Source organism: Pontibacter russatus (genome assembly GCF_009931655.1).
GTDB lineage: Bacteria > Bacteroidota > Bacteroidia > Cytophagales > Hymenobacteraceae > Pontibacter > Pontibacter russatus.
Genome location: NZ_CP047984.1, coordinates 2,732,992 through 2,747,554 on the forward strand (window position 1 = coordinate 2,732,992; position 14,563 = coordinate 2,747,554).

General features: G+C 54.8%; 14 protein-coding genes. 2 read left to right on the forward strand and 12 right to left on the reverse strand.

Annotation, left to right across the window (positions count from 1 at the left end; all coding sequences use genetic code 11):
• Window positions 1–45 precede the first annotated feature (45 nt).
• Window positions 46–1,419, reverse strand: coding sequence for a hypothetical protein (locus tag GSQ62_RS11020; RefSeq protein ID WP_161889549.1), 1,374 nt, complete (start codon window positions 1,417–1,419; stop codon window positions 46–48).
• Window positions 1,420–1,627: 208 nt separating this feature from the next.
• Window positions 1,628–2,701: a peptide chain release factor 1 gene (gene prfA, locus GSQ62_RS11025; protein WP_161889550.1), complete on the reverse strand. Its 1,074-nt coding sequence runs from the start codon at window positions 2,699–2,701 to the stop codon at window positions 1,628–1,630.
• Between the two features lie 295 nt (window positions 2,702–2,996).
• Here prfA and GSQ62_RS11030 point away from each other — a divergent pair, with 295 nt between their 5' ends.
• Both GSQ62_RS11030 and GSQ62_RS11035 read left to right on the forward strand, forming a co-directional pair.
• Window positions 2,997–3,317 carry a thioredoxin family protein gene (locus GSQ62_RS11030; RefSeq protein WP_161889551.1) on the forward strand — a complete coding sequence of 107 codons (321 nt, stop codon included), beginning with the start codon at window positions 2,997–2,999 and terminating at the stop codon, window positions 3,315–3,317.
• A 7-nt stretch (window positions 3,318–3,324) separates the two neighbouring features.
• A complete protein-coding gene (locus tag GSQ62_RS11035; protein ID WP_161889552.1) occupies window positions 3,325–3,567 on the forward strand; it encodes a DUF6952 family protein in 243 nt (80 codons plus the stop codon).
• Window positions 3,568–3,715: 148 nt separating this feature from the next.
• Here GSQ62_RS11035 and GSQ62_RS11040 read toward each other — a convergent pair whose 3' ends face one another.
• The 10 genes from GSQ62_RS11040 to rbfA form a co-directional block, all read right to left on the reverse strand.
• The gene (locus GSQ62_RS11040; protein ID WP_161889553.1) at window positions 3,716–4,195 is read right to left on the reverse strand and encodes a hypothetical protein; all 480 of its coding nucleotides are present in this window, start codon (window positions 4,193–4,195) and stop codon (window positions 3,716–3,718) included.
• Window positions 4,196–4,346: 151 nt separating this feature from the next.
• Complete coding sequence (locus GSQ62_RS11045; protein WP_161889554.1) at window positions 4,347–4,958, reverse strand: TetR/AcrR family transcriptional regulator; 612 nt, start codon at window positions 4,956–4,958, stop codon at window positions 4,347–4,349.
• Between the two features lie 155 nt (window positions 4,959–5,113).
• Entirely contained in the window at window positions 5,114–5,755 is a 642-nt protein-coding gene (locus tag GSQ62_RS11050) for a carotenoid biosynthesis protein (protein ID WP_237586593.1), read from the reverse strand.
• 120 nt (window positions 5,756–5,875) lie between these two features.
• Complete coding sequence (gene crtD / locus GSQ62_RS11055) at window positions 5,876–7,360, reverse strand: 1-hydroxycarotenoid 3,4-desaturase CrtD (RefSeq protein ID WP_161889556.1); 1,485 nt, start codon at window positions 7,358–7,360, stop codon at window positions 5,876–5,878.
• Between the two features lie 113 nt (window positions 7,361–7,473).
• Window positions 7,474–7,917: an SRPBCC family protein gene (locus GSQ62_RS11060; RefSeq protein WP_161889557.1), complete on the reverse strand. Its 444-nt coding sequence runs from the start codon at window positions 7,915–7,917 to the stop codon at window positions 7,474–7,476.
• An 85-nt stretch (window positions 7,918–8,002) separates the two neighbouring features.
• Window positions 8,003–8,632 carry a hypothetical protein gene (locus GSQ62_RS11065; RefSeq protein WP_161889558.1) on the reverse strand — a complete coding sequence of 210 codons (630 nt, stop codon included), beginning with the start codon at window positions 8,630–8,632 and terminating at the stop codon, window positions 8,003–8,005.
• Window positions 8,633–8,645: 13 nt separating this feature from the next.
• A complete protein-coding gene (locus GSQ62_RS11070) occupies window positions 8,646–11,585 on the reverse strand; it encodes a DEAD/DEAH box helicase (RefSeq protein ID WP_161889559.1) in 2,940 nt (979 codons plus the stop codon).
• 180 nt (window positions 11,586–11,765) lie between these two features.
• Window positions 11,766–12,989 carry an ABC transporter permease gene (locus tag GSQ62_RS11075; RefSeq protein WP_161889560.1) on the reverse strand — a complete coding sequence of 408 codons (1,224 nt, stop codon included), beginning with the start codon at window positions 12,987–12,989 and terminating at the stop codon, window positions 11,766–11,768.
• A 182-nt stretch (window positions 12,990–13,171) separates the two neighbouring features.
• Complete coding sequence (locus tag GSQ62_RS11080; RefSeq protein WP_161889561.1) at window positions 13,172–13,981, reverse strand: class I SAM-dependent methyltransferase; 810 nt, start codon at window positions 13,979–13,981, stop codon at window positions 13,172–13,174.
• Window positions 13,982–14,002: 21 nt separating this feature from the next.
• Window positions 14,003–14,392: a 30S ribosome-binding factor RbfA gene (gene rbfA / locus GSQ62_RS11085; protein ID WP_161889562.1), complete on the reverse strand. Its 390-nt coding sequence runs from the start codon at window positions 14,390–14,392 to the stop codon at window positions 14,003–14,005.
• Window positions 14,393–14,563: the final 171 nt, after the last annotated feature.

A 14,563-nucleotide genomic window follows, 5' to 3' on the forward strand; every position in this document is an offset into this window, starting at 1 on the left:
GCCGTCCGGCATATATAAAATGCGCCGGAAGCTTCCTTATACGCGCTAATCTGTGGTTCGCTCCAGAGCGCCCATATCGGGTAGCGTGGTGCTGCGGGTTTCGCCTTTCAGGTCGGTAGGTAAATCAGGCAGGTACTGCGCCGCACCGCTGGCGGGGGAGAGCGTGTCCAGGCTGAAATCAAATTTGGCGGGCTCCCCGAACTTCGGCTCCACGTTCAGTTTATTTTCCTTGTCCTGCAACTGATCCATATATACCGATGTCCGGAGCAGGTTGTGGCTTACCTCAGTCGCGGCGCTCAACGGAGACAGCAGCACCTCGTCCACCATCGCATGGCTGTCGGAGTAGACGATGGAATTGGAGAGGCGCAGCGTTGTGGGCTGGTTGGCTATATCTGTGCCGGGGATAAAATCGGTGACGACGAAAAGCGGCGTCTCGCGCACCAGTTGGTTGTTGTAGCTCACGATGGTGGAGTACAGCACCTCGTAATTGCCGCCGCCCAATCCCCCGAAGCCATACTGGCCGCAGTTATATATCAGGGTGTTCCGCACCTGCACCTCCGAGGTAAATGCCACGATGCCGTCTAGAAAAGCATGCGCCACCATACAACCCTCTACCAACGTGCCAGGCTTGCCTGGGTTGCCGATGCGCAGGCCATATACCGTGTTCATGATATCGGCGTACCGGATTTCGTTGCCGCCGCTCCTGGTCAGTATCCGGATGCCTTCCCACTGGCCGGGCGCGGTCTGGTAAGCCTCTTCGCGCCGGTAGCCGCTGAAGGTCACGCGCTCCTCCGGCGTGCCCTCTACCAGCAGTTGCCCGTTCACCAGCAGCACGGCCTTGCTGCTGCCGTATATATGGCTGCCCTTTTGGATGGTGAGCGTGGCCCCCTCCCGCACCAGCACAGAGTCGAGGAGCACGTGCGGCTTGTCGTTTTCCCATACCGTGGTGCCAATGGCTCCCTTCCGGTGAAAATAGGCGTTCTGCCCGTATGCCACCAGTTTCACGTTTTGCTGCTGCCCGTTGGTCCGGAACAGGATGGAATCGGACACCAGGAAAGGCAGGTTTTCGTCGGTTGGGTTGATGTTCACCTTCACCAGCACATACAGGCTGTCGCCGCCACGGAGTTCCAGGTTGTTTGCCCGCGGGCTCTGTACCCCGTTGATGGTGAGTTGGAAGGGCGAGGCGGCGGCTCCGCCCAATGCAATCTCGCTGATGCGCACGGCCTTCTCGTTGCGGTTATATACCCTCAGGCGCTTCGTGATGCTGCCCCGGCTCACAAACACGGTGTCGAACAGCACCGTGTCGCCAGAGAACTCCAGCATGGCCGAAGGGTCGGAGGTGATGACCTCGTCCCGGGGCTCGCAGGAAAACAGGCCCAGCAGCAGGAGCAATGGCAGTAAGACAAGCAGGTGTTTCAATTTGGTTGCTGGTTGTTGAATGGCTAAATTGTTATGGTTAAATGCTTGGCTGTTGATTACTGTATAGCCTTTATATATCCTCACGCATACTCAACTTCTACACCCATCTAGCAATTTAACCATTAAGCCATACAAAAGAAAAAGGATGCAGCGGCTATATGTGCCGGGCTGCATCCTCTTATATATGGCTTAACGCACAGCAGGGGTATTATGCTGCGGCGCCTTCTTTCAGTCTCTCGGCGTTCTCCGCGATGCGCAGTTCCTCCACAAAATCCTCGATGCCGCCATCCATCACGCTGGGCAGGTTATACACGGTATAGCCAATGCGGTGGTCAGTCACGCGGCCCTGGGGATAGTTGTAGGTGCGGATTTTGTCGGAGCGGTCGCCGCCACCCACCATGCTCTTGCGCTGGGCGCCTTCCTCTTCCTGCTTCTTGGCCAGTTCCTGCTCATATATGCGCGAGCGGAGCACCGCCAGCGCCTTGTCGAAGTTCTTGAGCTGCGATTTCTGGTCCTGGCACTGCGCCACAAGGCCCGTGGGGATGTGTGTGAGGCGCACGGCAGAATACGTCGTGTTTACCGACTGCCCGCCGGGGCCCGAAGAGCAGAACAGGTCTTTGCGGATGTCGTTCATGTCGAGCTCGATGTCGAACTCCTCCACCTCGGGCAGCACCACCACCGACGCCACCGACGTGTGGATGCGGCCCTGCGTTTCGGTGGCCGGCACCCGCTGCACGCGGTGTACGCCCGACTCGAACTTGAGCTTGCCATATACGTCTTCGCCTGACATGCCCACGATGATTTCTTTGTAGCCACCAGATGTGCCTTCCTGCGCATCGATCAGCTCCACGCGCCAGCCCATCTTCTCAGCGAAGCGGCTGTACATGCGGTACAGGTCGCCGGCAAAGATGGAGGCTTCGTCGCCACCCGCGCCCGCGCGGATCTCCATGATGATGTCCTTGCTGTCGTTGGGGTCTTTCGGGATCAGGAGCTCCTTCAGGAAATCCTCCATCTGCTCGCGCTGCGGCAGCAGCTCGTCCAGCTCTTCCTTGGCCATCTCCCGGAAATCCTCGTCCTTCTCGGTGGCAATTACCTGCTTGGCGTTGTCGATGTTGCTCAGGATGTTGAGGTACTTCTTATATTCAACTACTATTTTCTCCAGGTCCTTGTACTCCTTGTTCAGCGCCTTGTATTTCTTCATGTCGCTGGCCACATCGGGCTGGATAAGCAACTGGCTTACCTCCTCGAACCGCTGATTAATGGCTTTTAACTTGTCTAACATTTTTCTTCTCCGATTTCAGACTGCAAAGATACGAAATTGCAGTGTAGTTTCTTTCATACAATTCCGGCGAAGAAGTTGTTCAATCGCCGTAAATCATTCTTTCTTATAACCTTGCCGCCCCCGTTTCTAGTTTCAGTTGGCGCGGCTTCCGCCCTAAATCCGGCCCCTTCCCGGCAAAGCAGCCTTAAACTTGCGCCATTTTGCTGCATGTCTCGCCTGAAACGATTAATTTTGCACCCGGAAACCAAAAGGATTTCCCGTAACAGATTTTCAACGCTAAAGAACGTATTTATATATGGCCGTTATACAAGCAACCGACACAGATTTTAACGAGATACTCACCTCAAACCAGAAAGTGGTGGTGAAATACTACGCTGACTGGTGCGGCAACTGCCGCCTGTTCGCCCCCAAGTTCAAGCGCATGTCCGACGACGAGCAGCTCGCAGGCGTCGCTTTCGTGGACGTGAACGCCGAAAAGAGCCCGGAGGCCCGCAAGAAGGCCGGCGTGACCAACCTGCCGTTCTTCGCCGTTTTCAAAGACGGGCAACTGGTAGACACCGTGGCCGCCAGCAAGGAAGAGGCCGTTCGTAACCTGGTACAGAAATTAAACGCATAGCCCCATCATGAAAATACCTGCCATAAAAAAACTTGTTGAGAACAACACCCTGGAAGAGCTGATGGCCGCCGAGGCCGCCATCGTGGACGAGCAGCAGCCCGCCATAGAGGTAGAGGGCGAGGACGAAGGCGAGCAACTGACGCACGTGCTGGCCGCCGTCTGGATACTGAACGAGATGGGAGACAACGGCACCGACTTTAAATCCGCCCTGCGCATGTACACTCAGAAAGTGCGCGTTTCCATCAGCTAAAAGCTACCCCTATATATAAAGCAGCAGGCCCGGAGTTATATATGGCTCCGGGCCTGCTGTATATATAGATAAAGTCTGTGGCTGCCAAAGTTTAAAAATTCTGCATAGCACTTTTAACCACACATTAGGTTTATAGTCGGATTTGATTTCAAGCAGACCCATTTATATTGAGATCAAAAAGCTCCTTGGTTGTGAGATTAGCTTTTATCTCCCAATAGTAACTACAGCCATCCAGCGTCATTTCTCGTTGTCTTTTCCAGTTAACATCGTCCGGCTCTTCATATCCCTTCAACCTGTCGATAATCGTGTACCTGTCCCAGCTTAAATTGATATAAATGATTTGCTCCCCAGCTTCATTTATATAGCCAAAATATTGACGCCTGTAGTTGCCAAGATTCTTGTGAAGGATAGGGCAACCCCCACCTTGGTTCAGCATAGGGTTATTCTCTTTCTTTATTTCAGACCGCAGAATCTTTTCTGCTGCGGAAATATCTTCAATCGAAGGAGTAAATCGAATTCTTTCGAAGCTACATAAAAAGCACGGTGCGTTCTCCTTGAAGATTATGCCCCTGTATTTCCCGTTACTTATCAATATTGTTCCATCGGTGGGCTTCTCTATAACTTCCAAGCTGCCTGTACAGGAAAACAGCAAGAGCATGAGGATATATGACAGATTCCTATTCATTCAATTTACTACAAACAAACTTAAGGAGGGGCAACTTTCAGGCAGCATCCCAAGAGTTAAGGCATCATATTCTCATATCTCCTTCTCCTTTACATTACAGGTTGTTCTTGGCGAAGTACTCCTCGGCCATTTTACCGCCCTGCTCGGTGCAGATGCCCCGCACGTAGTAGAGGTAGATGCTCCGGAACACCTCCGGCAGGCTGTACTTGGCAGGCGGGAAAATGAGGGGGTTGATCATCATGAAAAACTGCTCCAGGATAATTTTGGTGACCAGTTGCAGGTTGATGTCCCGCCGGAAGTAGCCCTGCAAAATGCCCCGGTTGAGAATTTCGGTGTTCAGGTGCTGCGAGTAGTTGCTCAGGTAATCCAGCGTCAGCGCCCATGCCTCGGGGTAGTGCTGCTGCATATCGCTTATAAAGAGCGGGTTTATCGTCTGCATCTGGGCGATGCCGTTCCGCAGCAGGAGCATGATTTCCTCCACCGGGTTGCTGGCAGTTGCCAGCAGCAGCCGCTGCTCCTCCTTCTGCTTTGCTATGTCAAAAAGCGTCACCCGCTTCACCAGGTCTGCCTTGCTGCGGAACAACTCGTGGTAGGTCGACTTGCGGATGTCCAGTTTCCGGATGAGGTCTTCCTCCGCGTTCGCCTCTATTCCTTCTGCCCTGAAGATGCGCAGCGTCTCCCCCAAGATTGTTTCTGATAAAGTCATATATAGCTGCTCTGCCCTGTGAAATGCGGGATGCCCTGTGGCGCTACAAAAATATCCGCGCAAAGCTATCCTATCCCGAAGTTAAAGAAATCCGGCAAATATAAAAGCAATCAATCACTTACAGAATTGCTATTCTCCGCTTTACACAGGAACCGTCATAACAGGCTGAAGAGGCATATAAAAAAGATCAGCTGCACAAGGTACACGTACGGGGCCAGCCTGTTCTGCTTAAAAATATTTGCCCTCTGGAAGTACAGTTGCAGCAACAGCGCCACTCCAAACCAGCCGATGAAGTTGGAGACAGGGATATGGTTGCCCTGCCAGCTCCAGAAATCGTAGCGCATGGCGACGGGCTCGATAAAATAATCCAGCAGCACCATCAGTAGCGCCCCTACCAGCGCCTTTGCCAGCCAGGGCAGCCCGGTATAGTTGCTGATGTGGCCGGTGGCGTAGACCAGCATCAGCCAGTTGAGCCCGATGAGCAGCGGCACCTCCCACAGCTTCGCGCCCAGCGCCGCTCCGTAGCTGTAGTCCCCGAAGAGCAGGCCCGTATGCACCCCCACTACCTCCGACAAAAAGCCCACCGCAAACACCGCCGCCGCAAAAAGCGCGAAGGCGCCGTTCCAGTGCCGGTGGAAGCTGAAAAGCAGCGCATTCGTGAGCAGCAGGTTCATCGGCGTCAGCTGCTGAAAATACTCCGGGTCGCCGCTCCACAGCAGGCCCCACAAGCCTACGCCATGGAAGATGAGGAGCACCGCCAGCGCAAGGGGCAGGGCATATCGTTTGTATCGCTGCAAGGCACTTGGGAAGGCAGAAATTCGCTGTGTGGTTTCGGGCATATACAAAGCAACACAAATTGCAAAACAAAATGTTTTTGGCGGCTCCCGGATTATGACGGCAGCCGGGTTTGTATGCTGCTATACTTCTTCTATCGGTAACACGGCGGGTACCAAATCCCCCACTATTTTGGCTGAAAGCAGGCACAGGGGGATACCGCCGCCCGGGTGTACGCTGCCGCCGCAGAAATAAAGCCCCTCTATCTGCGAACTGAAGTTCGGGTGGCGCAGGAAGGCGGCCATCCTGTTGTTGGAACTGCTGCCATACAGGGAACCGGCAAAAGACGAGGTGCGGTGCCCGATCAGCAGCGGGTCCAGCACCTGTTCCTGCTCAATCAGCGGCTCTATGTCTGTGTGCAGCATCCGGCTCAGTTTCCCTAAGACGCTTGCTCTGGTGGCGGCGATCAGTTGCTGCCAGTCCTGGCCCTGGTCGTGCGGCACGTTCACCATCACAAACCAGTTCTCGCAGCCGGGCGGGGCATCGCCCGGCTCCAGCTTGGAAGTAATGTTTATATATACCGTGGGGTCTGGGCTGATGGTCTTTCGCCGGAAAATGTGCTCAAACTCCTCCTTGTAGTCTTTGCTGAAGAAGATATTGTGCAGGTGCAGGTCCCGGAACTGTCGCCGGATGCCCCAGTAATAGACAAGCGCCGAGCTGGAGCGCGGTTGCTGCAGCGTTTTCTCCGGGGCCGGGTGGTCGGGGAGGAGCCTGCGGTAGGTGGGCACCACGTCCATGTTGCTCACCACCACATCCGCGTTAAAATTGCCGTGCTTCGTTTGCACGCTCATCACCTTGCCCGCCAGCGTCACAATCTGCCCCACCGGTTCGCCATACCGGAACTCCACGCCCAGTTCCTCCGCCAGCTTCACCAGGCTGGCCGCAATGGCATACATGCCGCCCTCCGGGTAAAAAGCCCCGAGGTTGTGCTCGAGGTGCGGAATGATGTTGAGCGTGCCCGGCGCCTGGTAAGGGTCGGAGCCGTTGTAGGTGGCGAAGCGGTCCAGGAGCTGCACGAAGCGCTGGTCTTTGAACTTCCTGGCGTTGGCGTCGTGCATCGAGGTGGTCAGGCCGAGATCGGAGAGGCAGCCGAGCGCCTTCAGCACATCCGGGCTCAGGTAGGTGCGCGCCTTGTGCAGCGATTTGCCCAGGAAAGTGTCGGCGGTGCCGTTATACAGCCGCCTGCTGCGGGCCAGCACCGCCAACACGTCCTGCGCCGGCACCCCGAGTTGCCGCTCCGCCTCCCGGGCAAATTCCTGCTGGTCAGCGTAGGCTTTCAGGCGGCTGCCGTCGGGCCAGAAGTAGTGCGTAATCGGGTTGAGGCGGGTGTAGGAGAAGGAATCCGTTGGGTTGCGCCCTGCCAACTCAAAAAGCTCATCCACGAGGTGGGGCAGCGTGAACAGCGAAGGGCCGGCATCGAAGCGGTAGCCGCCCAGCCAGAACTCCTGCATCTTGCCGCCAAAGCTGTCGTTGGCCTCGTACACCGTCACCTGGTAGCCCTTCACAGCCAGCCGGATGGACGCCGCGATTCCCCCGATTCCTGCTCCGACGATGGCTGCTTTCTTCATGCTTTTATGTACGGAATTTGCTCTCTTGTACAGCTAACTGCACGGGCCGGAAAAGGTTTTGCCGGGATGTGGCAACACCTCCCGGCGTGTGACGGACTTATATAAAAAGCCCGTTAATGGGCCTTCCCGAACACCTTCCGGTACATAGGCTTGCGCATGGAGAACTGCCCCAGCATAAGCGGGTAGAGCAGCAGGTCCAGGGCTTTGATACCGGTGCTGTAGGTGATGATGTCGTGGATAACGGCGCCGCTGCCGTTTCGGGTGACGAGGTGCCTGTGGTGCCAGTAGCGCAGGGGAGGAGGCAGTTGCTGGCCCTGGTCCACAAACCAGGCTTCCGTTTCTGTTACTTCGCGTTCGGTGATCAGGCTGGTCCAGCGGAAGGATTTTAGGCCCGTTTGCAGTTCCACCCCCACCACGTCGCCGGGCATGCTGCCGTCGAAGCGCAGCAGCTTCAGGCGCGGGTAGGGCGGCGACAGCCTCCGGAACAGCTGCTCATCAAACGCGTTGAACACGGTCATATAGTCCTGTGCTACCGCTGTTTTCAGGTGGATTTGCATATATGCTTGCTGATTGTCTCAGACGCTCGCAGGAGCTGCGCACACTGCGAGGTCTTTCTGCTTAAACTTACTCCTGAAGCGAAAGTTAGTCTATATGCTTTTGAATCTCCTTTAATGCCTGATGCTTTAGTTCGTGAAATCTCTTCAATATTTTATTGATATCATTATGCCATTCCATGCGCAAAAGATTATCACGGACAGGATTATATATATTCCCCTGCATACTTTTCCTTGTTTCTTCTATCTTATCAAGTTCAGCCCTGTACTTATCTGTTCTTACTCCTAAATCCTCTACTATATATAATGTCTCCTTCAGGACGTTATTTTCTTTGATACCATCGAACAGATAGGTGTCATTACTAAGAATGAAACTGATGACCTCATTCTTTTTGTTTAAAAGAGCACTTACTAAACCTTCAACATTAGGCTCACTAACCATTTCATTGATTAGCAGTTCCGAAATGCTGTTTAGCAATTTTTGAAAGTCTTTGTACTCATTATGTCTTAGTGCTGTTTTATTTCTAACAGCTTGAATCTTGATGTTCAACACTACCTGAAAAACGGCAAATACTAACCCTAAAGATGATAACAAGAAAGTAATAGACTTTTCTTTATCCCACTGAAAACCGAAGTTAAAATATGCAACAAGTGATATAATGAAAATACCCCCTACTAAAATTGATGTAGGAAGAATGTATGGCGTAATTTTTTTCACAAGCTAGCAGCTATTAACTTAACAGGTTGTCGATGTCGGCTTTCGTGAGGCTCTTGATGATGGTTTCGTCGGTGCTGATGAGGTCTGTCACCAGTTGGATTTTGCGGTTCTGCAGCGCCAGTATCTTTTCCTCCACGGAGTCTTTGGTGATGAACTTGTAGGTGAACACCTTGTTCTGTTGCCCGATGCGGTGGGCGCGGTCCACGGCCTGCGCCTCTACGGCCGGGTTCCACCACGGGTCCAGGATAAACACATAGTCTGCAGCGGTCAGGTTCAGGCCCACGCCGCCAGCTTTGAGCGAAATCAGAAAAACCCGTATGCTCTCGTCCTGTTGAAATCGCTCCACCTGCTCCTGCCGGTTCCGGGTGTTGCCATCCAGGTAGGCGTAGGTGATGTGCCGCTCGTTCAGCACTTTCCGGATAATTTCGAGGTGCTTCACAAACTGGCTGAAGATAAGCACTTTGTGCCCCTTTGCCACCACGCTCCGGGTCATGCGCACCACCTCCTTCATCTTGCCCGATTCGCCTTCGTAGCCGGGGTCCGTCATCAGCGGGTGGTTCGCAATCTGGCGCAGCTTGGTGAGGCCCTGCAAGAGCATGAACTGCGTGTTCCCCGGCCCGTGCTCCTCCAGGTTCGTCAGAATCTTGTTGCGGTAGTAGGATTTTGTCTCCTCGTAGGCCTGCTCCTGCTCCTCTGTCATTTTGCAGAAGGTGGTGTGCTCTATCTTCTCGGGCAGCTCTTTGGCCACCTGCGACTTGTGCCGGCGCAGGATAAACGGCTTGATGAGCGCGTGCAGGCGGCGCGTCTTGTGCTCGTCCTTCTGTTTCTCAATCGGCTTCAGAAACTCCTTCCGGAAAAAGTGCTGGTTGCCCAGCAGGCCGGGGTTGATGAACGACATCTGCGCCCACAAGTCCATGGTGCTGTTCTCCACCGGCGTACCCGTCAGAATCAGCCGGTGCCGCGACTTTAGCGAGCGCACGGCGCGGGAGGTGCTGGAATCCGGGTTTTTGATGGCCTGCGACTCGTCGAGGATGATATAGTCGAAGTAGTAGGTCTTGAGCAGCTCCGCATCGAGGCGCACAATGCCGTAGGAAGTCAGGATAACGTCATAGTCCTGGAACTGCGCCACGTTTTTGTCGCGGTAAGTGCCGGTGTAGGTCAGGATGCGGAGGCTGGGGGTGAACTTCTGCGCCTCGTTCAGCCAGTTATATACCAACGAGGTGGGCATGGCCAGCAACGAGGCGGTTCCGGCGCCGCTCTCCTTGCGCTGCAGCAGCATGGCGAGCGTCTGCACAGTCTTTCCCAGGCCCATGTCGTCGGCCAGGCAGCCCCCGAACTTGTAGTTCTGCACAAAGTGCAGCCAGTTGTAGCCCGCTTTCTGGTACGGCCGCAGCTCACCCACAAAACCCTCCGGCATCGGCTGGTCCTCAATCGTTTCGAACTCGCGCAGTTTCTCCAGCTTCCTTGACATCACCACGGTAGCCAGGTTGCCCTCCTGCAGGTCGTTTACCAGCGCCATGTGGTGCTTCCGCAGCGTCAGGTGGTCTTCGCCCTCCGAAAAGGCAAATAGTTCGATATACTGCGTGAACCACTCTTCCGGGATGATGGCCACCTGCCCGTTCGGCAGCAGGAACTCATTATTTTTGGTGAGGATATGGTTTTTGAGGCGGATAAACGGAATCTCGAACTCCCCGAAGCGCACGGTGCCATATATATCGAACCAGTCGTTTTTTTCGGTGATGCCTACATCCAGCGTAATCTCCCCGATAAAGTAGTTTTTGCCGCTCTTCTCCGACTGCCGCACCGTAAAGCCCAACTCTTCCAACTCCGCCAGGTTGTTGCTCAGCCACGCGAAGGCATCGCTCTTGTCCAGTACCGCCTGCCCGTTCTTCACCTCCAGCGCGCGCTTGTTCAGCTCTTTGGTAAAGGTCTTCTCGTGGCTGAGGTCGCGGATAAGCTTGTGGAATATATAGGACTCCGCTGTTTTCTCCATGCTCACGCTGATGCGCTTGCCCGCCGTTTGGGTATGCACCATATACTCGCCGTACTTAAACGACAGGTCGAAAAGTATCTTGCTCGTAAGCACGGTTCCGCGCTCAGCCCGGCCATCGCCGTTGCCGCCGTTGGCTTTGGCAACAGGTGCCTCGGCGGCGGCTATCTCCGAAAAGGTAAGGTAAGGGCTTGGCGTGTATTTCTCCGCCCTGATGTCGAAGCCCTTGGCATGCACGTCGAACAACTCCACCAGCGGCGCCACAAACTTGCTGTAGTAATTTTCCTCCACCGAGCGGGGCACCACAATAAACTTCTTGTTGAGAAAGGGCTGCAGCTTTTTCCCGTCCACCTCCTTCTCGAAGCTATAGATCACATCGTTCAGCATCAGCCAGGCAGGCTCATAGCATATAAGCGCGGCGTTGCGGTACTGGAACTCAAGCTTCTGCCCGGCGTATTTCAGGGTGGGGAAGTAATGGGTGTTGTCGGGGTTGCGCATGAAGTGAAACAGCACCGTCGCCTTCTCTGGTGCTATGCGAACGCGCCTCCAGGTGGGCTCTCCGTCCTTGCCCATGATGAAGGTCATCTTGTTGCGGAGCAGCTCCAGTATTTTGCCCATGCGCCCCTGTACATAGTGGCCGATGGTTTCCTGCAGCGCCTTGTCGCCCTTCTCCGGGTCATATACCTTCAGGAAGAAGTCAACGGTTGTCATGCGCTTGGGAGAGAAGCGCTTCAGCACTGCCTCCTGCTGCACCTGGTCTATCAGCGTGATAAGTTTGAAATCGTCGGCGTCGAGGCGCGCGGAGAACTCGTCCGCATTTTTGGCGGAGATGTTCTGGTGCTGCAACGTAAGGTGCCCTTTTGAGTTGACCTGCACCACGAAGGATTCAAACAGGTACCCCAGGTACTCATGCTCGAAGAGCGAGTAAATCACCTGAAAAGGCTGCGTGGTGTAGACTTCCATGCCACAAATCAGTTTTTGGGACACCAAATTTAACCTCCACGCGCCTCATTTCCTACCAAAAAAGCACCTTTTCACCACCCCTGCAGCGCCTTTCACCAATTATAGGGCTTTTTACTGTATATTATCTCTACCAGCCAGCTATAGCCGCCACAGGTATGATTTTCCGGGAAAGGAGGGGAGTTATAAGTTCTCTGTGACCGACATGGCGGCGGCTTTGCGGGCGGGCCGGATGGAAACCAGGAGCGTGATGACGATGATGGCCAGTCCCGTCATCACAAAGTCTTCCACCTCCATCTTCACCGGGTAGGCCTCCACCACCGAGGTGGCCATGCCCATGCTCACCAGCCCGAACGTCTGCTGCAGGTTGCATATCAGCATGCCTGTGGACAGGCCGTAGGCGGCCCCGATAAAGGCCACCAGCGCGCCCTCAAACAAAAAGATATTGCGGATGGTGCTGGCGGTGGCTCCCATCGAGGCGAGAATGGCGATGTCTTTCTTCTTGTCGATGACCAGCATGGAGAGGGAGAAGAAGATGTTGAGCGAGGCTATTCCCAAGATGAAGGCAAAGGTGATGAACACGAACAGCTTCTCCACCTTCACGGCGCGCAGCAGGCTGGTGTGCTGCTCGTCGCTGTTCTGTATCTTAAACGCATCGCCCAGCACCTGCTGCAGGGCGGCTTTTACCTCCTCTACCTGCGCCGTCTCCTCCACCTTTATCTCCAGGGCGGTGCGGCGGCGGCCATACTCCAGCAACTCGGCGGCGAAGTTGAGCGGCACAAACACGTAAGCGTCGTCGTACTGCCGCTCGATGGCAAAGATGCCGCCGACCGCGATGTTCAGGCTGTTGAAGGCCCCCTCGGGGTTCAGCGGGTTGAACTTGACGTTGCGCGGGTACATAAACTGCAGCGGCACAAACTGGTTGCTGGGCCTGATGGAGAGCTGGTACTGCACGCCGCGCCCCACCAGCGCATGGTACGCGTTGTTGTATATCAGCTCGCTGCGGCCTTCCACCACCGCCGAGTCGATTTCGTTCTGCTCAAAGAAATTCTCGCTCACGCCTTTTACCTTCACCACCATCTGCCGCTCGTTGTAGCGCAAGAGGGCGTTGTCCTCTATCACCTCCGACACCACCGCCACCCCCGGCGTTTGCCGGATGCGGTTCATAAACTCGGTGTCCGTCTCGAAGGACTTGCCCTCCACGGCGGTGATCTTCAGGTCGGGGTCAAAGCTGGAGTAGATTTCGCGGATAAGGTCCTCGAGGCCGTTGAACACAGACAGCACGATGATGAGCGCCGCCGTGCCCACCGCCACCCCTATCATGGCGATGTTGGAGATAATGCTGATGATGTTCCTCTTCTTCCTGGAGAAAAAATATCGCTTCGCTATCAGAAAAGGGACGTTCATTTGGTTCGTTGCTCGTGTTTCGTTGTTGGTTGTTTTTGCTGATTGCTATATGGCTACATTGTTAAATGGCTAAACTGTTAAATGGTCGGGGTATGGCCTTAAGGCAGAAATCAAAAAACAACAGTTTAACCATTCAGCCATATACCATTAGGCGCTTTAACAATTTACAACCAGCAATCAAATCACTTCCAGGCTTTCACAATCAGGCCGGTGCCGGAGGCGTGGTTGCCGTTCACGTCCACCCAGTTCAGCACAAAGCTTACCGGGAAGGTGATGAGGTAATAGAACGGCAGCAGCAGGAAGAAAAGCTTTGAGGTGTTCAGCAGCAGCATCGGGTACTTCATCGACAGGCGCCACGAAACCTGCCCCGGCTTGCCGTATGAGTAGCGCGCCTGCACCTTGCTGAAGCCCGCCAGTTTCAGTTTGTCCTGTATCTCCTGTATGTTGTAGCCGTCGCGTACGTGCTCTTCTATAAACGAGGTCTCGTCGTTGCCATGTACATCGGAGCCGCCCTGGTCGGATGGCGTGGAGATAAGCAGCATGCCGCCGGGCCGCAGCGACGCCTGAAAATTACGGAACACCTCCACATCCTCCAGTATATGCTCCATCACGTCCACCGACAGGATGAGGTTGTAGCTGTTCGGCTGCCGGTACTTCACCAGGTCTGCGATGCGGAACTGCACGTTGTGCCTGCCAATGGCCCGGATAAAGCGGTTGCTGTCCGATATCTGCTCCTCTTTCACGTCCACGGCCAGTATGCTCCACTTGCGGCTCATGCCCGACAGGTAATAAGTATACTGGCCAAATCCGGAGCCCGCGTCCAATATATGCTGCTCTTTGTCGCGGCGGTTTGCCGCCCACGCGCGCAGCTCTTTGTGTATGTGCCAGGTGCGCAGCAGGAGCAGGTCCAGGAGCTTGAAAAACACACGGCGCAGGAAAGGTGTCTTGTTGAACACATCGCCCAGCACTCGCTTTATGGGGTCGTACTGCATAAGGGAGGGAAGCGGCTATGGCTATTTGTTAGGATATGTCTCCTCGTCGTCCTCCTGCGCGGGCGGGATCTCGAGGTTGTCGAACAGCTTGTCGATGCGGGCGGCGTACTCGGCGCTGTCGTCGAGGAAGAAGGCCAGCTCCGGCACAATGCGCACCTGGTTTTTGATGCGCTGGGCCAGCAGGTGGCGGATGGTTTTGGTGTTGGCGCGCACCTCCAGCAGGAGCCCCTCGGCATTCTGCGCCCGCAGCACGCTTATATATACCCTAGCCAGGCCCAGGTCCGGCGACACCCGCACCACGCTCACCGAGATGAAGGCGCCCCCGAACAGGTGCGGCACCTCCCGCTGGAAGATGTCGGCCAACTCTTTCTGAATCAGGCGGGAGAACTTCTGTTGTCTTTTACTTTCCATATGAAGCTGCAAATATCATATTAATTTCGCATTTTTACCCCAAAAGCGCCTCACTCATTTCGGGTGAAGGGGCTTTGTATTGTTTTCAGGCAAAGGCAATTGCCGGTGGCGCGGGCGGCAATTGCCTTTGCCTCCCGCCAACTGCTCGGCCATATCCTTAGTTGTTATCGT